The following is a 22287-nucleotide window of genomic DNA, read 5'->3' as shown; positions in this document are numbered from 1 at the left end:
GCCGCCATGTCCTATGCCGCCCCACGCGAATGGCTAACCTGGCTCGGAACTGCAACCGCGCGGCCGGCCGCCTTCCTCGTCTTCCTCGCTTACGTGATCGCCTGGATGGCGTTCGGCCACCTCGACTGGCATTCGGTGGCGACGCTGGCGACATGGGCGATGACGCTGTTCATCCAGCGCGCCGAGCATCGCGACACCCAGGCCCTTCACGCCAAGCTCGACGAACTCCTGAAGGTCCATGAGGGCGCAAAGGACTCGCTAATGAATGTCGACGAGAAGGACGCCGAAGAGGTCGAGCGCGAGCGCGATCACGTGAAGAAGTCCTCGCGATGAGCGCGTGATCGAACGTGGCGGCGGATCCGCAATGGGTCATAGGCGGCCCTCAGCGAGAGCGTTCGCGAGGTGTCGGTAAAGGGCCAGCAGCAGAAGTCACCGCAGGCTCATGAATGAGGCCGTCAACTGAGACCGTCTCACTCTTTCCAGTAGAGTCGTTTGCAAAGTCGAGCAATCGTAGACTTTGACGTAGCTGTCTTTGCGCGGGTCAAAGATGCTCGCCCGAAGCCTTGTCGGTATCCGGCAATCGTCGCACCGAGGAACGCGATCGGAAATCGTGTGCTCTGCCACTTCCATTGTCCGTGTCCTCATTGACAGGCGGGAGCGCTCGTCTCTCAGCCACCCACCCCTGATTAATCGTTGCAGGTGATGGAGTTCGATGCCCGTAAATCGCGCAGCCAACAATAACATGCGACACGTGTTCTCCTTCGGAGAACCACGATGTCCCCCAAATGAACACCTACAGGACTGGGTCCTGACTACGTGCATTCCGAAGATTTGAGCGCAATTCGGCTGTTGAAAGCATGACCCGCTCGAACGTCTCGATGGCACGCTTCCTGTCGCTCCCCCTAGACACAAGAAGGCAGATATTTTTCAGCAGCATGCTTGCTTTCTCAATACGTTCCAGATGCTCGCAATACCCGTCTCCCCCACTTGAAAGTTCAGCCTCCAGATCCGCAGTGAGGCTTTCCAGATGGGAGGCGAACTCCTCTGGCGACAAGTCGTGGACCGGATACGGAAATCGGAGAATATTGTCAGGTTCCATTGAAAGCCTCCACCCGAGATACGCCTGTGGAGTGTGCTTGGATCATCGGTGGGCGCGCGAATTCGTTTAAAACGGCTCGAAAACGGGCATTGGAAATGTTCTAGGAACATTTCCAACGGCCAACAATTGAGTTGACCCGTCTTCCGAGTTCCATTTGACATGAAAACAGTTGCTGCCCCGAGCTCCCCGAGCCTCGACCTGCTAATCAATGCCATCATCGACTATGCCATCTTCATGCTCGACGCCGATGGCGTGGTCAGAAGGTGGAACAAGGGTGCGGAGCGCCTCAAGGGTTATGTCGCCGATGAGATCATAGGGAAGTCTTTCTCGGCCTTTTACACGCCTGAAGATCGAGCAAAGGACTTGCCGCGAAAGGCCTTGGAAACGGCTGCAGCGACTGGGCGCTTTGCTTCCGAGGGGTGGCGGATCAGGAAAGACGGCAGTCGCTTCTGGGCTCTCGTCGTCCTTGACGCCATACGTGCTGAAGACGGCGGGCTGATCGGGTTTGCGAAGGTCACGCGCGACATCACGGAGCGACAGCAAGCCCATAACGACCTCCTGGAAAGCGAACGACGTTATCGCCGGCTCGTCGAAGCCGTCGTCGATTACGCCATTTTCCAGCTGGACCCCTCAGGTCATGTCGCGACCTGGAACCCCGGTGCCGAGCGCATCAAAGGATATCGGCCGGAGGAGATCATTGGTCGTCATTTCAGCACATTCTACACACCCGAGGATCTTGAAAGCGAATTGCCGAAAAGGGCGTTGGCCGAAGCCGCCGAGAAAGGCCGTTTCGAAGCTGAGGGCTGGCGCCTACGAAAGGACGGCACGCGCTTCTGGGCGTCGGTTGTTATCGACCGGATCACGGACGACAGCGGTGCTATTATCGGCTTTGCAAAGGTGACGCGCGATCTCACCGAGCGAAAGCAGTCTCAGGATGAGCTTCAGCGTGTCCAGGACCAGTTGGCCGCCTCGCAAAAGCTCGAAGCGATCGGACAGCTGAGCGGCGGCATCGCTCACGACTTTAACAATCTGCTCATGATCGTCCTCGGCAATCTCGAGAACGCGGAGCGAAGCAGCCGCAATCTCGGAGGGCCGAACCTCCAACGCGCGCTGGCGAACGCGAAGCGTGGCGCTCAAAGGGCCGCGGCGCTGACCAGTCGATTGCTCGCCTTCTCCCGCCGCCAGGCGCTCGACCCGAAACCGATCAACCTCAATAGCTTCGTTGGTGGCCTGCAGGACTTTCTGCAGCGCACGTTGGGCGAACGCATTGAAGTGCAGACCGTTGGTGGCGCCGGTCTTTGGCAGATTGAAGCTGACCTCAACCATCTGGAATCGACTATAGTCAATCTGGCGATCAATGCGCGTGATGCGATGCCAAACGGCGGAAAGCTGACCATAGAGGCAACAAACGTCTCTGCCGATGAAGACTACTCGCGCGCCAACCCCGAGCTCGTCGTCGGACAGTATGTCGCCATCTCTGTGAGTGATACGGGATTTGGTATGACGCCGGAAATTCTAGAGCACGCATTCGAGCCATTTTTCACAACCAAGGAAGCCGGCCAGGGGACCGGCCTTGGACTGAGCCAAGTTTATGGCTTCGTGAAACAGTCAGGCGGCCATGTTAAGATTTACAGCGAAGTGGGAGAAGGCACTAGCATCAGGATGTATTTCCCTCGCTATGCCGGAAATAATCCGCAGCCCGCTCCCGACGATGATAACGAATTCATATCGGAAGGTGCTTCGGTAGAGGCCATACTCGTCGTTGAAGATGATGCCGATCTTAGGGGGTACGTTTCGGACGTGCTACGAGATCTGAATTATCGAGTTCTGTCCGCCGACAGCGCACAGGCAGCTTTGACGATTATGTTGCAAGAAAATCAGCAAGTTGATCTCCTGCTAACCGACGTCGTCATGCCCGGCATCAACGGACGTGAGTTGGGAAGACGCGCACAGGAGATTAGACCACATCTCAGGGTTCTTTACATGACTGGCTATTCGCGCAACGCAGTCGTGCACCATGGACGGCTTGATGAGGGCGTCGATCTTCTGGAAAAGCCCGTCACCCAGGCCAGATTGGCACTGAAGGTCCGCGAAATTTTGGATCGGAAGCGAGATTAGCTTAGCATAACTTGGATCAGGTTGGGCTGAAGCATGGTCCTGGTCTGCTTCGGTCAGAAGCGGGCATCGACTGTTAGCGCAGGCAAGTCTGCTCTGGCCCGAGCAGCGGGCATCATTCGCAAATGATAGGTTATGGAAGAACTCGGCCAGTGCCCGATCGAGCCGAGTAGCAATGAGAAGCAATACGACCAGTTGCCCCTTCCGTTCATCTGGCTCAATCGAGGTGCGGTTCGTTGCGCAGGATTAAGCGTTACAGCGGACACATCGGACGTTAAAGGAGAAATCGACGCAATTCGTCCTGAAACATTGGCGCGCCAGGGTCCTGCGATAGCAGCATGTGGTTTTTCCCCGGGAGTGCGACAAACCTCGCGCCGGGAATTTCCGCGGCCAAGTCGCGCCCGGATGCGATGGGTACTCTGCGGTCATCGCGGACATGCATGACAAGGGTTGGGGCCTTCACATGCTTGAGCAGAGGACGAACATCAAAGTCGGATACCGTTTCAAGATATCGCACTGCGCATTCGGCTGAGGCGCTGAGACGTTGAAGCTCATTGAAGGCGTCTACCTGCTCCCTCGTGGCATCCGGCAACATGGAGGCGGTGAACAGTTGTCGGAAGGTCGGGTCATCCGAGCCCCACCCTAGCTTCATCAGAGTTTTCATTGCAGCAAACCGTTCTCGATCAGCGGCCGAGAAGTTAGGGTTTTTGTTCGCACCAACGGCGAATCCACCGTAAAGAACTAGGTGCGAGACGCGTTCGGGATGCCGCGCTGCAAATGCGATCGAAACCGCGCAGCCCTGCGAAAACCCGAGCAGCGGAAACCTGTCGAGACCGGCCGCGTCGGCTACGCTCTCCATGTCCTTGACCCAGGCATCAAGGGAGAGCTCTCCGACATCCCAGTCAGACAGACCGTTGCCACGCGCATCGTACCTTACGAGGGTAAATGACGAAGCAAGTCCAAGTAGGAAATCGCGCTGGAGCGGAAAATCCCAGTCATATTCGAGATGGCCAAGCCAATGCGCCGATTTCAACAGACCAGGTCCTGTACCCACTTTAGCATAGGCTAACCGCACACCATCCGTGGCTCTGCAATAGCGAATTTCCTGTTTGAGGTTGGCTGCCGACAGAACTCGCGTTGCGGGCGATCCTTCCTCGTTCAGGTCAATCGCATAGACTTCGATTGGCCGCGCGATGTTCTTTAGATTCTGCCGGCCTAACTCGCGCAAAGGGAAGTTAAGCTTGCCATCGATCTGGTCAAGGACTTGGCGAGAGATGCATATTCCACCGCGCATCGCGATGCCTTCAAGTCGGGCAGCTACGTTGACGCCATCCCCAAATATGTCACCCTCGTCCTCAATGATGTCGCCGACGTTGATCCCAACCCGGAATTCAATACGCCGGGCCTGAGGTACGTTTGCGTTCCTGTCGACCATTCCGCGTTGAACTTCGACCGCACATTTCACAGCTTCGACGGCGCTTGAAAACTCGACCAACATGCCGTCGCCGGTTGTCTTGATCAGGCGCCCTCGATGGGATTTGAGTTTGTGATCAACGAGCTCTCGGCGATGCGCTTTCAATCCAGCAAGCGTGCCTTCCTCATCTTCGCCCATCAGCCGTGAATAGCCGGCGACGTCAGCCGCCAAAATTGCCGCTAGCCGGCGCTCCACCTGAACGTCTACCACGGATAATCCTCAGTTACGTCAGTGATCAAACAATTGTTCGAATGGTGAGGGCAGCCGATTGCCCGTCAAAAACTTGCCTAGACTAGGCGCAGTTGGGGCAGGTCTGCAATGGTCCAAAATGGAACCGCTGCAATGTGCGCTTCGACTTTCGCTAATTTGGAGGCCAGTCAAATCATCTGCTGTCCGCAAACTGCCAGGCAGGCCCTTCGGTTCGTAGAATCCGCGCTCGGAGAACTTGAGATCCGTCCCTGCCATCAAGTCGGTTACGACCCGAGAGACAAGCACTTCGCTACTAGCGAACCGACATGACGTGGGCCGCGGCGTGAACACCGGAGTACGGGCTTCGGAGGATTCGATCACCCCCCACCCCCTTTTGCTCCACATTCAGAGAGCAGCCGAGGCTCACCTCATCGGTGAGGCTGTTGTTCTCCCTCTGGAGGATTGGCCGTCAGATATGACGTTGCCATCGTGAGCAAGTGTACCGCTGCGGTCCCCAGCTTTTGCAAATCTGTCTCCATGACGTAAGCCCCGGCGGCGCGACGATATGCAATGGCGACGGTGGCATAGGCATCCGTAATAAAGCCGGCAGTACTATCGCCCGCGTCGGCTCCACGCTCGTCCCGCGTTACGACCACCTTGAGTGCAGCCGCGGCGGTCGACTCAGCGATCTGGGCATCTTCAGCTGTCGAGTCTGCGATCCCCGGATGACAAGCGGCTGATGCGCCTTCGACTGCTTCGTAGAAGCGCTGCTTTCGCACGGAATCTGCGGCCAAGTAGGCCTTGAGAAAACGTCGTGCTCTTGCCTCAAGATAAATCCGGTCCTGGCGGATCTTCTTTCGCTGCCTGCTAGCCTTCAGAAACCCAAACACTAGACTCTCTTGGTTTGAAGAGCTTGTCTATCCCGCCTGCGGGGAGAAGGCTGGCGTACACCCGACCTTCGCGCACCTGGCGCTCTAACGTCGTTCCAAATTGCCAAGGCCGCCGTCCTTCCAAATAGCTGCCTGGGCGATAGGGTTGTAATGCTTCAAATCGCAGGATCGTGTCCTGTGTTCGTTTAAGTTCGGCCGAGAGTTTTTGGTTCCCGCAGCTCCCAGGCCTGAAAGCCGCAATCTTTGCACCTCAACGGCCTTAATCGGCGCCTCGGTCAAATGCTACGCCCATCTACCCGCCTAAAAAGCGTCCGCTTGCGGGAAATGACTCCGACTTTAGATCCCAGTGGCTTTTTGTATTTATTTCTGAACTTTTTGCGTGCGAACCAGGAAGACCGGTCCTGCATCGGAGCTCCTAAGCTTTTGACCACCCCCCACCGCGGACCGTGAATTCACTTGCGGGCAACGCAGCGGGCAGCAAGCACCGCCTCGCCAAGCGTCTTATCGTCCAACAAGCCCTGACGCTCTAGCTTCGAGAGGTAGGACCGCTGGTGATCGTTCATATCGCCAAGAATAAGCCAGCCATCAGAGCCGATCCGCTGAGCAATGCGATTCTGAACAACCTCCAGCGGCTCCAATTGCGCCTGGAAAGCCCTTAGTCTGGCCTCGGCCGGAGCCCTTGCATCTGAAGGTTCGTATAAAGGTTCTAATGAAGGTTTATACCGCAAGCCGTGCGGTGCGGTTCGCCGTTGTTTTGCGGCATGGCCGGGCCGCAGCTTGCTGGTCTCATGTTCGCCGGCCGAACCGAGATTTGTGAGAGCGAGCCGGTAGCGGTACCCAGCGTAGTGACCGCGACGTTTGGGCATAATGACACGCTCGATCAGGTTGGCTTTCTCGAGCGCGATTGAATGCCGCTGAATCGAATCAATAGACTGTTCCGTATCCTTGGCGAGACGCTCTTGAGAAGGCCAGCATACTCCATTCGGATCAGCGTAGTTGGCCAGAGCCAAAAGCAGGGCTTTACGCCTTGTAGAGCCGGTAAATTGTTTGATCGCCCAAGCTGTAGCCTGCCAACTCATGAGCAATCATCCGCTTCCGCGTAAATGGCCTCACGCGCTTCCGACTCCTTTCGAAAGGTCCCTAGAAGGCGGTCATCTCTATCGAATGCCTCGATTATCTTGTCTACTTGGATATATCGACCGAGTCGCTCTCGACCAAAGTAAACGGAATATTCTCGCGGCTCTTCGGCTGCGTCAGGCGGCGTTTGGCGTTCGCTCTTCACAGCCTAGCCTCCACCGAACCGCCGCAAGTGTTGGCATCAATCCAAGCGAGGAGATCACGCCTCCGATAGCGAATAGCTCGCCCGACTTGAACGAACGGTGGGCCGGCAGCGCGAATACGCCAAGACTGGAGCGTGCGGATGGACAAACACAGGAGGTCTGCCGCCTCCTGTTCTCTCAGTAGGGCGTCAAGGTCTTTTCGTGTATTCTCGAGGGCCATGTCGATACCGCATTGTTTCCGATGCAGTAAGACTGGCTACGTTGGAGCCCTGAAAATAGCCGACGCGATCTCGAAGTGCGGTGAATCGAACTACGATCGCTTACGCCGGGGCCCTGGACGTTCCCATAGGTATCGCTGCTCTTCGCTCAAGCTACTCAGAGCGTTCGCCCGGCATCTTACAAACTCTCGCGCGCTGAGCGTTCCTCGCCACCTGATTTCGGCCTCGCTCCAGAGCTGATCATTGGACATCGGCTCGATTGTTCGATCGGACATTATGGCGGACAGCCAATCTAGGCATTCGCGACGGGATCTCTCTTTGGTCTGGATCTGCTTTCGTGCCCTCGTCGGCTCGGGACTTAGTTCCGCGACGGCCCTTTCACTGATCACTGCCTGCTGGTCTGGGAGCTGAAGCCAGACTCCTGTCCATACAGGCACAGGACGATGATTCCGCATCTCGCAAACGGCGCTATTCTGAACGTCTATCAGGAGGTCCGATCGCGTCCACTGGCCCCTCCCGATTGGAGCCTCCAAGCCAGTAGCTGCCACCGTGCCGATGGCGATGAGATCGCGGCGCGCAAGGAGGCATGTAAACGAATCGATTCGTTCAGCGAGCCTGCGGGAAGCGGCAACCTCTTGATCGGAAGGGCTCGGCAACGGGTCACCCAAGAAGACGATGGGTTGACGAACGAAAGCGTGGGCGATGGTTTCCGCGGTGGCTTGCAGAGGCCAGTGGAAGTCAACGAAGGGGCCTGGAAACTGCCCTTCTGAAAACACCGCCGAATTGGTCCGCCAGACCTTCCGACCAAGGTCGGCGACTTCTTCGTCCTCCAGCACGTGCTTGCGAAATCCCTCGGCAAGTGTCAGCCCATTCAGAGAGTTTGACGTACCTTGGGCTTCCGTTTGCTCACGTTTTCGAGCATCTGGTTTTTCGAACAGCATTGGCAGGCTCCGAATCAGTCAATCAGTTTTGACCCACCAAGGATCGAGCGAAAGATCGGGCCAAGGGCTATTCCCCAGAGAAGCACGCCTCTTCGAATACGCCCAATTGCGATGCAATGCCGGCTTCTACCGTTTCATATGAAACCGTTGGACCGTCGAGAGGACTGCGCCCAGTAACGGCGCATGACTACTCAAGACGATGACACCCTACCAGAGCTGGCTGCCCTCCTCGCCGCGGGCCTCCTGCGTCTTTTGGAGCGGAAGTCCAGTCATAAATTGAGCGGTGACGCAAAATCTCTGCTCGACTGTGGCGGACGATCTGGGGGTGATGTCGCTCGCAAAGCCCAGGATGTTAGCCCGTGAAAGAGAGCGTTTTGTCGCAGTTGGCGGCCCTGAAGGGCGCCTCCGCCCCCGTTCTAAAGGCCCGCTGGCGCGAGCTTTTCGATACAGAGCCCCCTGCCTATAACCGCCGTTTTCTGGAGAGCCGGCTCGCCTACCGCATTCAGGAATTGGCCTATGGCGGCCTGAGCCGGGAGACCACCGAGCGGCTTAAGGCCATGGCCAAGCAATATGCCGACCAGAAGCCGGCAGACCGCAAGGCCCGGCCGCCTCTGCGCCCGGTCGCCGGGACCAAGCTGATTCGCGAATGGGAGGGCGTGGAGCACTGCGTCACCGTCCGGCATGACGACTTTGAGTATCTCGGCCGCCCCTACAAGTCCCTGTCCTCGGTCGCCCGTCAGATCACCGGCACGAATTGGAATGGCTGGGTTTTCTTCGGCTTGAAAAATTCGATTGGCAAATGAGCTCCCGCAAGTCGCAAAAGGGCCGAGCCTCCTTATTCGCCAACTCCTTCGAGAGCGCAGCCCAAGGCCGCCCAGGCGTCCGTAAAGTCCGCTGTGCGGTGTATACCCGCAAGTCGAGCGAAGAAGGCCTGGACATGGACTTCAACTCTCTCGACGCCCAAAGGGAGTCCTGTGAGGCTTACATCGTGAGCCAACGGGCGGAGGGCTGGACCGCTGTTTCCGATCGCTACGATGATGGCGGCTTCTCGGGTGGCACCCTCGAACGGCCTGCCTTGAAGCGGCTCGTTGCTGCTGTCCAGGCCGGCAAGGTAGATGTCATTGTCGTCTACAAGATTGACCGACTTTCGCGGTCAATGCTCGACTTCCTTAATCTCGTAGAACTGTTCGAACGTCATGGCGTGACATTCGTCTCAGTCACGCAATCCTTCAACACCAAGGATGCGATGGGCCGCATGGCGCTGAACATCCTAGTGACGTTCGCTCAGTTCGAGCGCGAGCTGATCGGCGAGCGAATCCGTGACAAAGTCGCGGCCTCTCGCAAGCGTGGCAAATGGATGGGCGGCTGGACGCCGCTCGGTTATGAAGTTCGCGACCGCAAATTGCTCATTCACGAGGTCGATGCCGAGCGGGTTAGGGCCATTTTCCGTCGCTTCGTGCAGCTTAAGTCTGCAACCCTGCTGGCTCGCGAGCTCGTCGCGGCCAACGAACGAACGCGATACGGACACCTCCTGGACAAGGGAGTGCTGTACAAGATCCTTCACAACCGGGTCTATCTTGGCGAGGCCGTTCATAAGGGCACCGCGTATCCAGGCGAGCACGAAGCGATCATCGATCGCAAGCTCTGGGATCAGGTCCACGCTATCCTCAAGGAAAGCCCGCGGAAGCGTGCCAACAATAGCAGGGCGCAAACCCCCGCCCTGCTGAAAGGTCTGTTGTTCGGGCCCGACGGCGCGGCAATGTCGCCAACTCACACCCGGAAGTCTGGCCGGCTTTATCGCTACTACATCAGCCAGACCGCGATGAAGCAGGGCAGATCAGACTGTCCCGTCAAGTTGGTGCCCGCCGCCGAATTAGAGCGCATCATCATCGATCAAGTTCGACAGTTGCTGCAAACACCTGAAGTCATCGTTCAGACCTGGCGAGCTCTCCGCAAACAATCCGCGGATGTTAGCGAAGCGGAGGTGCGGAGCGCCCTGCTCGGCTTTGATGAGATCTGGGACGAGCTGTTTCCGGCCGAACAAGCACGGATCGTCGCACTACTCGTCGAGCGCATCGACATGCATGCCGAGCGGATGGACATCACATTGAAGGTCCAGGGCCTGACTTCGCTCTCCTCCGAATTGCAGCCTCCCATCCAGCAGGCTGCCGAATGAACCGACCGACCACCCTTACCCTTGGACCTGTTGGTCGACCGAAGCTCAGCCGGGACGGCCGATCTATGGTCGTGAGCATCCCGATCTCATTCCGGCGATCGGGTGGGCGCAAGCGCGTGGTCACGCCCGCAAATGTGGAAGCTTGGGCGCCTGCGAAGCCGCAGGTCGACAACACGCTGATCAAAGCCGTGGTGCGGGCCCATCGTTGGCGCTCTATGCTCGAATCGAACCTCTTTAGCTCGGTGCGCGACCTCGCCAAAGCTGAGAAGATCAACGAGTCCTATCTTTGCCGCGTGCTTCGGCTGACGTTGCTATCGCCGGCCATCACCGAAGCCATCCTGAACGGCCTGCAGCCTGGCGGGCTTGAGCTGGCGCAGTTGTTGAAATCCATCCCCGCGGAATGGGATGAGCAGCAAGTTCTGATCAGGTCAGCGGCCCGGAACGCGGGAAGCCGCTAAACCCCATTCCAAGCTGGAAGCGGTTTGCGCGCGCTCGGATTCGCACATCGAATGTTATGGAATTTTGCCGACTGATAAGCTTTGCGACCAAAGCTTATCAGTTAGCCAACCGACACCATTGGTGTAAATTTTACTATCCGTCGAGCTCGCAGCCTCACTCCGTTTGAAGATGATCTATAGCTTCAAATATTTATCCTTCCGTTGGTACTCACAGCGTCCAACGATCAACGCCGGTTGTCGAGCATGTAGATTTGGACCTTGTTCTCGGGTCTCGGTTGACTGTGTTCGCGGTGAAACAGGCGAAGCGGGATTGCGCCGGTAACCCTGAAACCTGTTGGGCATCGCGAAGATGTAGGTCGGCGAGTTGAACTTCACTCACTCAGGCAAGAACAACGCCCGCCTGCCCTGCCTTATCCTCCAGGCGTCTGCTCCGAAATCCCCGGTAGCGCACCTGCATGTTCATTGATCATCATCTGTGCCGGAGGAATGGCCAAGGCTACCTTCACGTCAGCGTCCGATGCGCCCCCTTTGCACATAACCTCCATGATGTCCCGCCAACTAGGATGAAGGTCTCGTGCTCCGTCCGAGGCCGACCTACGGCGGTCGGGCCATTCCTTATCCCGACCCCGTCGAGATGCTTTCTTGGCCAACCCGTATTATGCACACAACAAGGTGAATCCCGACAACCACCTGCTTGTTAACCTGCGAATCGTGGTCCAAATTGACCGTTTGATTTTACTTGGCTGAGGAGCCAATGACAGCGCGTGAACAGGTTTTCGTTGCCTATCCGGGTCGCGATCCCGCTCTTGCGGCGGGAATAATGGGCGCTGTCCGGAAGGCAAACGCGCGCCCCATCCCGATTACGTTCGAACCTTGGCCATTCAACGACGTTGCGGGCTCTCCACTCGTATCGCCGATCCTCGAAAAGATCGATGAGTCCCCCCTCCTCGTCGCGGACACCACCTATCTCAATCTCAACGTCGTCTATGAAATCGGGTTCGCGATTGGCCGCGGCAAGCGGGCCTTTCTGATCCGCCATAAGAGCGCAAAAGGCGACCGCGACATCGCCAAGCTTGTCGGTATCTTCGACACGTTGGGTTACTTCGAATACGAGACCTTCGATGAACTTCAAGCGCGGCTTGAGGCCCACATCGACACCGCGCATCTGCCCTTCTCGACCGCGTTGGATCGCAAGTCGCCGATTTACCTGATCGAGCCGCCCAAGCGCGGGCCCGACGTCGGCGTGATGGTATCGCGCATCAAGAAGGCAGGTTACGGACGTTACCGCAGCTTTACACCTGAGGAAGATACCCGCCTTTCGGCAACGGACGCTATCCGACAAGTCGCAGCCTCATCAGGCGTGTTCATCCCCTTCCAGCAGACCGCGGAACCGGAGGCAGAAGTCCACAATATTCGGTGCATGTTCATTGCTGGGCTGTGCGATGGAATGGGCAAGCCAAAGCTTCTCCTGACCCCGCCTGGATTCGATGCGCCGCTCGATATCCGCGATGATGTCAAGCAATGGCACCAGCTCTCCGACATCCACACGATCGTCGCGGAGTTTTCGCCGCAGATCGTTGAGTATGCCGGTCAGGTTGAGCCGTCTGGCATCGACCGAACCACCCTTCTCCAGTCTCTCAGCATCGGCGATCCCCGCGCTGAGAATGAGATGAACACGCTGGATCAATACTACCTCAAGATCGACCAGTTTGACCGCACCTTGAGTGGTGAGGTCAATCTCGTCGTAGGTCGCAAAGGATCAGGAAAGACCGCGCTATTCATCCGGCTGCGCGATAAGATGCGAGGCGACCGGCGCAATATCGTTCTCGACCTCAAGCCTGAGGGTTACCAGCTCATCAGAATGAAAGAGGACATCCTGGAGTTTTTGTCTGAAGGCGCCCGCCAGCATTTGATCATCGCCTTCTGGGAATACCTGATCTATCTGGAGATTGCCTACAAGCTCCTCGAAAAGGACCAGAAGGCTCATCGCTACAATCAAGACATCCACGATGCCTATCTGGAACTCAGTGGGGTCTACAACGCGGCGAATTTCTCGCCCGAAGGGGATTTTTCGGAGCGCCTCGCCGGCTTGTCGGAGCGGCTTGCGCGACGCTACCAGGACCAATATGGCACGCAAGATGCGCGACGGCTTACGGCCAGCGAAGTCACCGAACTGGTCTACATGCACGACATCAAGCAACTCCGGGAACTGATCTCAAACTACATGCACCGCAAGGAAGCTGTCTGGGTCATGTTCGACAACCTGGACAAGGGCTGGAGCACCCAGGGTGTCGACGTCATCGATGCGACCGTCCTCCGCTGCCTTGTCGACGCCGGCCGCAAAGTTGAGCGCGAGATGCGCAAAGCTGGTCATGTCGTCCACTGCATCGTGTTCGTCCGCAATGATGTCTACGATCATCTGATGAGGAACACGCCTGACTTCGGCAAGGAGATGCGTGCCACCCTGGATTGGAATGATCCAGATATGTTGCGCGAGATGCTTCGGCTACGGCTTGTTTCCGGGATGCATGCGGATCTGAATAAAGTCGATTTCCACGCGGTTTGGCACGAGCTGTGTGTTTCGCATTACAAGGGCGAAGACACCTCCTCGTACCTCATTCAACGGTCGCTGATGCGGCCGCGCAACCTGCTCAAGATTTTCAACCACTGCCGCGGCTTTGCGACAAACTTTAACCGGCAGATGATCGAGGACGTCGATATAGAGAAAGGCCTGAAGGCCTATTCATCCGACCTTCTCGCCGAGCTGGATGCAGAACTTACCCAGGTATTTCCGAACGCTCGGGACCTGCTCTATCACTTCATGGATTCCAAACGCGCATTCCCGCGGAACGAGCTTGATGCGCTGCTCACGACCGCGAAAGTCGACGCGGCCGACCACGAGAAGGTCACCTCATTCCTGCTTTATTACGGCGTTCTTGGCATCCAAGTCGGCGAAGCCGAGTACTTCATTTTTGACGTCAACTACGACATCAAGGTTCTGCAGGTTCGGGCAGAGCGCGGGAAGGATAAGACGCTCTACATCGTGAATCCGGCTTTCTGGCCAGCCTTCTCGATCGCCGCCTAGGTGTTAGCCACAGCACCCATTTGGCCCCACTCATCCATCAGTTTTATTGCCTCGTCAGCAGCCTTCAAAAGCTTGTCCGGCTTCTCGAAATGCATTTTCGCCTCAAGAGACTGCCTACTTGCGTAACGGGCTCCCTCGGTGGTCCAACTTCCATGGGCCACTACGAGCCGAACCTCCTGATTCAGCTTCTTGCAGCGATTGAAGAATGATTTCAGGGCCGGATGATATTTGGCATCGAAGTCCAGCTTGATGGTCTTCTCCGCCACAGTGCAGAGCATGGCGAAGTCGTACGGACCGACAATCACGTCGAATTGGTCATCTCTTAATTTGAGATACGACGCTAGAGTCGACTTGATCAGGTATTCGAGCTGTGAAAACCGAAAGATGAACGCGCCTATCGCCCTGAAGAATTCCTCGGACTGAACGATCTCCATGGCCTCTTCCATGCTGGCGACTTTGATCGATCCTTCTGGAAGACCAGAGATGGTTATTTTGGCGACCACGGCTTCCTCCAAAGCAAATCGCCCGGTCAGGGCCCTTCATCGCGGCACGGTTGAAGATCCTGGCGCCAATCGTTGAGAACATCCCCCTAGTGCGGAGATTCCTTTTTTGGATGATGGGCAATCTGTTTCGCCTTATCGTAGATTAGTTCAGTATCCGCAGCAACATTATCGGACAAGCGTAAGCCTCTATCGCTATTCGGCGAACGAAGAGAGACCCGGGAAATCTTGAGCTGCTTCAACTTGTGCACTATCCTATAATCGATCTGTTCTTTTAAGATCGGGACAGCCTTATCAATCATACCTGACACCCCATCGTCCCAGGCTTTCTTGGAACCGGATTTTTCCCATCCTGGCTCAATGAACTTCTTGAAGGCCCAACCGGCTGCTAAAAGGATTCCTCCCACAATCTCGATAGAGCAGAGGTCACAACGAAGCGGTTTGTCTGTCGAAGTAATATCTCCCGACCCTGCTCAAAGGCGAAATCGAAGCTGGTGGCTTGTTCGTAGAGCCGCAGGTCTGTCACGAGCGCGGCCTCATTCATTTCTCTAAATAGCTTTTCCCACATCCTAGTTGTAAGTGGACGGCGCCTTGGAATGCCGATCTGAATAGGCAATCGCAGCACATCTCCGTTTCCAAAGGGATTTTCAGAATCTCCTCCCGTAGGTTCAAAAGCCAAGAATTCCTCCCCGGATGCAGATCAAAACAGCATGTGAGAATGACGAATTTAGCTGGCGACGTGAAGATCGGCCAAGCCGCTCATCAGCACCGGCTGTTGCGCGGCTTGCTCACCGTCCTCCAGTGCGATTGTCACTGGCGGAAAAGACGAACACGAAACTGAAGAGTAATGTTAAGCGGGAGGCTTAGGAGCACTCTTCAAAAATGAAAGCACGCCAATCACGGCGCCCAAAACACCTGTCAGTGACGTGACAAACGTAACAAGCAAGGCGATGCGAGGCTGGATCAACTCCCACCGCGCCTTGCGTTCGGCGCGGATATCGTTTCTCAGCTTGGTCACGCCGGCAGGGGAGAGATATCGGCCTCCAAACGTCGTGGATTCAAACCAAAACGTCTCGCTCTCGTAGTCTGGCACCTCGACAAACAGCTTGCGGGCTTGAGAGAGTAAGTACGTTGTTGTGTGACGGTTTATGTCGTCGTCACACTCCTCTAAATCCATATGCTTGCTAACGATGAGTTTGTCCTTCTCCTCGACCGAGGAACGGCCCTTGAACGCCTGATGCATTTTTTTGGCGTAGGACTTCTCGATCTTGTCTCGGGTTCTTTGAAGAGAGCCGAGCTTCCTCTCAAACCACCATTCCTCGAACATCCAGCCCCCTAACGTAACATTTCCTTTTCTACTACCACCAATTGAATCATGCTCAAAATGACGAAGGGCCTCCGTTATGCCGGAGGCCCTTTGCACCTTAAGGACGACTGTATGGCTCAGCTTGGAAAGCAACTGTCCACATGGCTTAAACGCTGCCGGATAAGGCCGGTGACCACGCCCCAGTCTTACGAGAGAACACCTTTTGACCTTTCGGCTATACACCACGGCGCCATGAAACGGTGCCTTCCACCGCTGGATTTGACCTCGGGAGCAGGTGACCCGCGCGCTGAGCGAGTTTTCGGAGTTTGTATTAGGTGACCTGCGAGAAGCTCCTTTCTGGAGACGCAGGTCAATATGTTCCTTTCCTTTTGCCACTGCAATTTTTGGGGCCGAAGGTTTTCACGGTACTTCGCCCTTGCAGCTCCTGAGATAGAAACCGGCTTGTTCAGGAAATACTCGCGATTGCAGCGTATTGGTCGATGGCGACAATGAGGACCTGCACTTGGGTATAGCGCCACCCCTTCCCGAGTGGGCTTGCGGCGCACGTCCTCCAGCGCCTTCAGCCAGGGCGACAAGTCAGGCTCGTCATCGAACCATCGTCTGGCTACCACTTCCGCCTCCAAGGACCCTGATGGCTTGAGCCTCGGCTCCGGGCTCTCCGAACAGATACGGGCTGAAGCAGACACCTACCTTGGGGCCGTGCCCACCGGTTCATTAGGTTATCGAAAATCGGTAGATGAAAAGCAGGATCGCCGCGACGAAGGCGGCACTTGATCCCCACAGACCAAGGAGCCCGAAGAAGTGACTTGCCTTATCGGCGAATCCGCCCCCAGGTGGCTCGCGCGCAACGATCGCCGTGGTCATTCCTGCTTTGACGATAGTGATGATGAAAAAGAACAAAGCCCCAAGCAGCAACCCGATCCCGAAGAGAGTAATGAAGGCCCCCGTGTTGTATCGAGGTGATGCGGAATTCAGAGCTGTCAGACAGTAGGCGAGACCCGCGGCATTGCCTGCCATCTGCAGTTTAGCGAGCCCTTTCCAGGCTTCGCAGTATTCCCAAAAAGCTTTAAGCTTCTCCGGATCGTGTTCGCCCATCACTCCCTCCCATTTCACAATTTGTACGTGAAAGATCGACCGGATGCCACGGTCGGCGCGCGATTTGGGTGGGCCTAGGCCATAAACCCACTTTTGCCCTGGGCGCCGTAAGTCGCCCCCCCCCCAAAATCGCGCTGCGTAGCTCAACGGGATAGAGCATCGAAATTCTACTTCGAGGGCTAAGGGTACGAGTCCTTTCACCAAGCTGCTAAGTTTCAATGGGACGCTTCTAATTCCACCAGAGTCCCGCTAAGCGCGAGACGCTGTTTTAACTAGGCCGGTTGAGTGCCCCTACGCGCACCCGCCCCGTCGGAACGCAAAGGCCGATCGGACCCGCAAATTCCGAAGTCGATTGGCATAGAATCGGGAGTCCTTCGTTCTCATCGGTTGAGCGAGAGGGATCCAAACCGCTGCGGAGCCAAGCCATTGATTTTGTGAGAAATGCCGTACTGGACCAATTTTGTGGGTTCAAAGATTCGGAGAAAATTCGGTTCTCCGGCTTCGTTCAGGCCCTTGTTGGATGACTGCTGGGCGTTCTCCGCCCGCCGAAATGCAGGAAAACGGCCGAGTTTCTGGCCTGTCTACAGCTGCAAGTACGACATGATATTGATGGGGTGGCGGAGAGAGTGGGATTCGAACCCACGGTACGGTTTCCCGCACACACGCTTTCCAAGCGTGCGCCTTAAGCCACTCGGCCATCTCTCCGGAGCGCCCTCTCTTGAAGGGGCGCCGCCGATTTTGCAAGGGATCGCGGCTCAATCGGGTGAATTTTCCGCAACTTGTTGTAGTTGCAAGACAATATCTGATGTAACGGGTCCACCGATCGGCCTGCCGGCTGAACCCGCGGCGGGTTTGGCGCGACGATTCACGCAGGAGCGGCCAACACGCCTACGGGGGATACCATGACCATCCGCAAGACCATCCTCGCCCTTGGCTTGGCATCAGGCCTCGGCTCCGCCCTCGCGGTCCCCGCTGCTGCCCAGGTCTGCACCCGGCAAGGCGTCGACGTCAGCTGCAACGACGGCCGGCGCGGGGTGCTGTCGGGCGATGCCATCATCTGGCCGGACGGCACACGATCGAGCTCGACGCCGCATCCGAGCGTGATCATCGGCAACAAGAGCTCTGTGCATGTCGGCCCCGGCGTGTTCGTCGGCCAGGGCAAGGGCATGGTGCCGATGGACGATCCCAACGCGCCGAACAAGCGGCAATGCGCGATCCTGGATGGGGTCTCGTATTGTTATTGAGGGCGCTATTCGCTGTTTGCGGTCATGCCCGGGCTCGTCCCGGGCATCCACGTTCTCGTACGCCATTGGCAAAACGTGGATGGCCGGGTCAAGCCCGGCCATGACGAGTTGATAGGACTGAGAAAAACTCAGATCAGCCTTACGCCCGAGATCGCCGACTTCAGCCAGCGCAGCGCTTGCGGCGGTTGCGCGGCGAGCGGGGCGACGGCGGCCTTCTCGGTCCGGCACTTCTCCAGCTCGGCGACGAAATCGGCCGACCATTGCTGGATGGTGTGACCGCGCAGCTTCTTCATCATCGCGTCCCAGCGCATCTTGCGCTCGGTGAGCGGCATCGCGGCCGCGACCGCGATCGCGCGCGCCATGCCGTCGATGTCGTGCGGATTGACGAGCAAGGCAGTCTCGAGCTCATTGGCAGCGCCCGCGAACTTCGACAGCACCAGCACGCCGGGGTCGGCCGGGTTTTGCGCAGCGACATATTCCTTGGCGACGAGGTTCATGCCGTCATGCAGCGGCGTCACCACACCGACCTGCGCGGTGCGATAGAGGCCCGCCAGCACCGCCTGGCTGAAGCCCTTGTTCAGATAGCGGATCGGCGTCCAGTCGACCTCGCCGTGCCGGCCGTTGACGTCGGTGACGAGGCGCGCGACGTCGTTCTGGAGATTGCCGTAAGCCTCGATCGCGCCGCGCGAAGGGTTGGCGATCTGGAGCAGCGAAATGCTGCGCGCAAACTGCGGCTGCTCAGTCCAGAGCCGGTCGAACGCGCTGATGCGGTTGATCAAGCCCTTGGAATAGTCGAGCCGGTCCACGCCGATCGCGAGCCGTTCGCCATTGAGGCTGCGGCGCAGCCGAGACACGTCGGGATGCGAGGCCGATTTTGCGGCGTAAGCTGCGAACTTCTCCGCATCGATGCCGATCGGAAACACCTCGCAACGGGTGCGGCCGTGCTGCGAGAGCACGACGCCGTCTTCGACGGTGAGACCGAGCTCGCCGCCGGCATAACCGAGGAAGTTCTGGCAGTCCTCATTGGTCTGGAAGCCGAGCAGATCGTAGGCCAGCATCGCCGTGATCAGCTCGCGATGATTGGGCACGCCCTGCATCACCGCGGCGACGGGCCACGGCGTATGCAGGAAGAAGCCGATCGGGTCGTCGACGCCGAGATCGCGCAGCTCCGCACCGAGCGCAAGGAAGTGATAATCCTGCACCCAGAACGCGGTCTTGGCTTTTCGGAAACGCATCAAGGCGCGCGCCATGAAGGCGTTGACCTCGCGATAGCTGACGTAATCCTCGCGCGAGACGCGGATCAGGTCGCTGCGCGAATGCAGCGCCGGCCACAGCGCGGAATTGGCAAAGCCCTCGTAATAGCCGCCGTAATGCGCCGCGGGCAGATCCAACGTCGCGATCGCGCCGGTGCCGAGCGCTTCGATCTCGGCAAAAGGTTCTTTTTGATGGCCGTCCCGGACCCGGCCCGAAGATCCCACCCAGATCGCGCCCGAATGTTCCACCACCGGCAACAAGGCCGCCGCGAGGCCGCCCGTCATGGGCTCATTAGGCTTACCGCGCGCGACGCGATTCGAAACGACGACTAAGTTCACAGGTCGTCCCCTCCTGTTTCATTCCACCCCGTTTAACTGCCGTTCATCAATATGGTTCCTGATCATCGTTTCAACCAATTGAAACCAAAATCGGGCGTGCGCGTTGGAACTGGTTTCGCTTGCGGAACCCGGGAAATTCCGCTGCAAAGACAGTGTGTGCGATTGTGTTGCACACCAAATAGCGCGGCGCGCCAAGACGCCGAGACGACCGACATTATGTCTGCGAGAGGGCGCTGCCCTCGTTTCACCTGGGATCAAGCAGGCGGGCGAGGAATGCACGCACGTCGTTCGGCGCGTCGAAATGGCCATTCACGCCCATGGCACGACGTCCGACCGAGAAGGCGAGCCCGTTCATGTCGGGCATGATCGCGAAAACGGTTTCGTCGGTGACGTCGTCGCCGATGAAGATCGGACGCCGCCCTTTGAACGGCTCCCGCTTCATCAGTTCGCGCACGCCGGTCGCCTTGGTGAATCCGGAATGCTTGATCTCGCAGACGAACTTGCCGGGCAGCACCTCGATCGGCGCGTTGGGCAGATCGGCGCGGATCACCGAGACGGATTCGTAGATGGCCTTCTCCGCATGCGGCGCGAGACGGTAATGCAGCGCCAGCGAATAGCCCTTGTCCTCGAGCAGAATGCCGGGCGAAAGCTTGGCGATGGCCGCCAGCCGCCGCTTCAGCTCCTTGTCCAGCGGCGGCGCGTGCACGGCATCGGCCTCATTGTCGACCGATAGCCGCATCTCGGCGCCGTGGCCGGCGACGGCGCGAAACACGTCGGGCGCGAAGATCAGGTCGATGTCGTTGAGCGAGCGGCCGCTGACCAGCGCCAGCGCGCCGGAGGTCAGCTCGGTCAACCGGTTCAGCGTGTCCGAGAGGCCCGGCGGCACCCACACCTCACGCGGCGTCGGCATCAGGTCGAGCAGGGTCCCGTCGATGTCGAGCAGAATTGCGGTCTCGTCGAGATGCGGCACCAGCGCATGCGGCACCGGCACCGTTTCCGGCGTGTCGTCGTCGCGTGTGGTGGGCTTCTGGTCCAACGCCATTTCTGCAAGTTCCGATTTCATCAGTCTACTCCATAAAGGCGAGCGGTCGCGCGATTTGTTCGAGCGATTTGCGCTCCGCCGAGACGGCATAGCGCCACGCCACGATCGCGGCCGCGATCATCAGGACTGCCCCCAGCAGATAGCCGGCGAACACGCTGGTGCGTGATCCCGTGTCGATCAGCGCACCGAACAGCGCCGGCCCGATCACGCCGCCGATGCCGGTGCCGACCGCGTAGAACACCGCGATCGCCAGCGCGCGAACTTCGAGCGGAAAGGTCTCGCTGACGGTGAGATAGGCCGCACTGGCGGCCGGCGATGCAAAGAAGAAGATCACCATCCAGGCGATGGTCTGCCCCTGCGCAGAGAGCACGCCGATGGAGAACAGATAGCCCGAGACCGCGAGGAGCACGCCGGACATGCCATAGGTGAACATGATCATGGTGCGGCGTCCCAGCGTATCGAACAGCCGGCCGAGCAAGAGGGGTCCCAGGAAATTGCCGGCGGCAAAGGGCAGCAGGTACCAGCCGACGTGGTCGGCGCGGATGCCGTAGAAATCGGTCAGCACCAGCGCGAAGGTGAAGAAGATCGCGTTGTAGAAGAACGCCTGCGCGCTCATCAGCACGAGGCCGACCAGCGCGCGCTGGCGGTACGCCGAGAACAGCGTGTGCACGACCTCGCGGATCGGCGTGTGATCGCGCATCTTCAGCCGCATCTTGGTGAAGCGCGCCTCGCTCGTATCCTGGTCATGCCCGATCACGGAACGCTCGATCTCGTCGACGATCGCATGCGCCTGGTCGGGACGGCCATGGATCATCAGCCAGCGCGGACTTTCCGGAATCCACATTCGCATCAACAGCACGACGAGACCGATGCTGGCGCCGATCAAATAAGCGAGACGCCAGCCGAGATCGGGCGCGATCACGGCGGGATCGAGCAGCACGATGGCCGCGACCGCGCCCATCGCGGCGCCGATCCAGAAACTGCCGTTGATGACGAGATCGGTCCAGCCACGATAGCGCGCCGGCACCAGCTCCTGGATGGTCGAGTTGATCGCGGTGTATTCGCCGCCGATGCCGGCACCGGTGAGGAAACGAAACGCTGCGTAGCTCGCGACATCCCACGACAGAGCGGTCGCGGCCGTCGCCGAGAGGTAGAGCGCCAGCGTGATGAAGAACAGCTTCTTGCGGCCGATGCGGTCGGTGAGCCAGCCGAAGCCGAGCGCACCGAGCACGGCGCCGGCGAGATAGGCGGAATTGGCAATGCCGAGATCGAGATTGGAGAAGTGCAGCGACGGGCTCTGCTTCAGCGCACCGGAGAGCGCGCCGGCCAGCGTCACCTCGAGCCCGTCAAGGATCCAGGTGATGCCGAGCGCGAGCACGACGCGGGTGTGAAAGCCGCTCCAGGGCAGCGCGTCGAGCCGCGCCGGAATACTGGTCTCGACGATGCGGTCGGTCGCGGCCGCCGAGATCCCAGATGCATAGTTCCGCGCTGGGCTTTGCTGCAATTCCATCGGGCTGTTGCGTTCGATCATTGGAAGCGGCCCCGATTCACAGGACGTGAAC

General features: G+C 58.2%; 20 protein-coding genes and 1 tRNA gene. 8 read left to right on the top strand and 13 right to left on the bottom strand.

Going from position 1 to position 22287, the window contains the following annotated elements; all coding sequences use genetic code 11:
- The first annotated feature begins 6 nt into the window (after nucleotides 1-6).
- Nucleotides 7-333, top strand: a complete 327-nt coding sequence (locus ML401_RS02680) for a low affinity iron permease family protein (RefSeq protein WP_285807216.1) — start codon at nucleotides 7-9, stop codon at nucleotides 331-333.
- 460 nt (nucleotides 334-793) lie between these two features.
- On the opposite strand, the gene ML401_RS02675 is transcribed toward ML401_RS02680, so the two are convergent.
- Nucleotides 794-1099, bottom strand: a complete 306-nt coding sequence (locus ML401_RS02675) for a hypothetical protein (protein ID WP_285809618.1) — start codon at nucleotides 1097-1099, stop codon at nucleotides 794-796.
- A 159-nt stretch (nucleotides 1100-1258) separates the two neighbouring features.
- Between ML401_RS02675 and ML401_RS02670 the strand changes: the two genes are divergently transcribed.
- The gene (locus ML401_RS02670) at nucleotides 1259-3217 is read left to right on the top strand and encodes a PAS domain-containing sensor histidine kinase (RefSeq protein ID WP_285809616.1); all 1959 of its coding nucleotides are present in this window, start codon (nucleotides 1259-1261) and stop codon (nucleotides 3215-3217) included.
- A gap of 271 nt (nucleotides 3218-3488) precedes the next feature.
- On the opposite strand, the gene ML401_RS02665 is transcribed toward ML401_RS02670, so the two are convergent.
- The 4 genes from ML401_RS02665 to ML401_RS02650 all read right to left on the bottom strand — a co-directional run bounded on the left by ML401_RS02665 (nucleotide 3489) and on the right by ML401_RS02650 (nucleotide 7267).
- A complete protein-coding gene (locus tag ML401_RS02665; RefSeq protein WP_285809614.1) occupies nucleotides 3489-4898 on the bottom strand; it encodes an alpha/beta fold hydrolase in 1410 nt (469 codons plus the stop codon).
- Nucleotides 4899-5305: 407 nt separating this feature from the next.
- Nucleotides 5306-5767, bottom strand: a complete 462-nt coding sequence (locus ML401_RS02660) for a hypothetical protein (protein WP_285809612.1) — start codon at nucleotides 5765-5767, stop codon at nucleotides 5306-5308.
- A 452-nt stretch (nucleotides 5768-6219) separates the two neighbouring features.
- Entirely contained in the window at nucleotides 6220-6846 is a 627-nt protein-coding gene (locus tag ML401_RS02655; protein ID WP_285809610.1) for a helix-turn-helix domain-containing protein, read from the bottom strand.
- Nucleotides 6847-7045: 199 nt separating this feature from the next.
- The gene (locus ML401_RS02650) at nucleotides 7046-7267 is read right to left on the bottom strand and encodes an AlpA family transcriptional regulator (protein WP_135167161.1); all 222 of its coding nucleotides are present in this window, start codon (nucleotides 7265-7267) and stop codon (nucleotides 7046-7048) included.
- A 441-nt stretch (nucleotides 7268-7708) separates the two neighbouring features.
- Between ML401_RS02650 and ML401_RS02645 the strand changes: the two genes are divergently transcribed.
- The 5 genes from ML401_RS02645 (at nucleotide 7709) to ML401_RS02625 (ending at nucleotide 13925) form a co-directional block, all read left to right on the top strand.
- Entirely contained in the window at nucleotides 7709-8035 is a 327-nt protein-coding gene (locus ML401_RS02645) for a hypothetical protein (protein ID WP_285809600.1), read from the top strand.
- A 530-nt stretch (nucleotides 8036-8565) separates the two neighbouring features.
- Nucleotides 8566-9009, top strand: coding sequence for a DUF2924 domain-containing protein (locus ML401_RS02640; protein WP_285809598.1), 444 nt, complete (start codon nucleotides 8566-8568; stop codon nucleotides 9007-9009).
- Between the two features lie 134 nt (nucleotides 9010-9143).
- Nucleotides 9144-10382: a recombinase family protein gene (locus tag ML401_RS02635; protein WP_376717403.1), complete on the top strand. Its 1239-nt coding sequence runs from the start codon at nucleotides 9144-9146 to the stop codon at nucleotides 10380-10382.
- A 65-nt stretch (nucleotides 10383-10447) separates the two neighbouring features.
- A complete protein-coding gene (locus ML401_RS02630) occupies nucleotides 10448-10840 on the top strand; it encodes a hypothetical protein (protein ID WP_285809593.1) in 393 nt (130 codons plus the stop codon).
- Nucleotides 10841-11594: 754 nt separating this feature from the next.
- Nucleotides 11595-13925 carry a P-loop ATPase, Sll1717 family gene (locus ML401_RS02625; RefSeq protein ID WP_285809591.1) on the top strand — a complete coding sequence of 777 codons (2331 nt, stop codon included), beginning with the start codon at nucleotides 11595-11597 and terminating at the stop codon, nucleotides 13923-13925.
- On the opposite strand, the gene ML401_RS02620 is transcribed toward ML401_RS02625, so the two are convergent.
- The 5 genes from ML401_RS02620 to ML401_RS02600 form a co-directional block, all read right to left on the bottom strand.
- Entirely contained in the window at nucleotides 13922-14428 is a 507-nt protein-coding gene (locus ML401_RS02620) for a hypothetical protein (RefSeq protein WP_285809589.1), read from the bottom strand. The two genes, ML401_RS02625 and ML401_RS02620, sit on opposite strands and share 4 nt — an antisense overlap.
- A 385-nt stretch (nucleotides 14429-14813) precedes the next feature.
- On the bottom strand, nucleotides 14814-15104 hold the full coding sequence (locus ML401_RS02615; protein ID WP_285809587.1) for a hypothetical protein: 291 nt from the start codon (nucleotides 15102-15104) through the stop codon (nucleotides 14814-14816).
- 171 nt (nucleotides 15105-15275) lie between these two features.
- Nucleotides 15276-15752: a hypothetical protein gene (locus tag ML401_RS02610; protein WP_285809585.1), complete on the bottom strand. Its 477-nt coding sequence runs from the start codon at nucleotides 15750-15752 to the stop codon at nucleotides 15276-15278.
- Nucleotides 15753-16466: 714 nt separating this feature from the next.
- Nucleotides 16467-16847 (bottom strand): hypothetical protein, encoded by a 381-nt coding sequence (locus tag ML401_RS02605; protein ID WP_285809583.1) that lies wholly within the window; start codon nucleotides 16845-16847, stop codon nucleotides 16467-16469.
- A 615-nt stretch (nucleotides 16848-17462) separates the two neighbouring features.
- Nucleotides 17463-17552, bottom strand: a tRNA-Ser gene (locus ML401_RS02600).
- A 197-nt stretch (nucleotides 17553-17749) separates the two neighbouring features.
- Here ML401_RS02600 and ML401_RS02595 point away from each other — a divergent pair.
- The gene (locus ML401_RS02595) at nucleotides 17750-18091 is read left to right on the top strand and encodes a hypothetical protein (protein WP_194405549.1); all 342 of its coding nucleotides are present in this window, start codon (nucleotides 17750-17752) and stop codon (nucleotides 18089-18091) included.
- Between the two features lie 128 nt (nucleotides 18092-18219).
- Here the strand turns inward: ML401_RS02595 and ML401_RS02590 are convergent, their stop codons facing one another.
- The 3 genes from ML401_RS02590 to ML401_RS02580 form a co-directional block, all read right to left on the bottom strand.
- The gene (locus tag ML401_RS02590) at nucleotides 18220-19683 is read right to left on the bottom strand and encodes a trehalose-6-phosphate synthase (RefSeq protein WP_212069051.1); all 1464 of its coding nucleotides are present in this window, start codon (nucleotides 19681-19683) and stop codon (nucleotides 18220-18222) included.
- A gap of 244 nt (nucleotides 19684-19927) precedes the next feature.
- Nucleotides 19928-20746, bottom strand: a complete 819-nt coding sequence (otsB, locus tag ML401_RS02585) for a trehalose-phosphatase (protein ID WP_285809580.1) — start codon at nucleotides 20744-20746, stop codon at nucleotides 19928-19930.
- Nucleotides 20747-20750: 4 nt separating this feature from the next.
- Nucleotides 20751-22235 (bottom strand): MFS transporter, encoded by a 1485-nt coding sequence (locus ML401_RS02580; protein WP_285812799.1) that lies wholly within the window; start codon nucleotides 22233-22235, stop codon nucleotides 20751-20753.
- Between the last annotated feature and the right edge of the window lie 52 nt (nucleotides 22236-22287).

This window comes from Bradyrhizobium sp. 62B, assembly GCF_030272265.2.
Lineage (GTDB): Bacteria > Pseudomonadota > Alphaproteobacteria > Rhizobiales > Xanthobacteraceae > Bradyrhizobium.
Note: the sequence above shows the minus strand (reverse complement) of the source record. Positions and strands in the feature narration are given on the sequence as shown.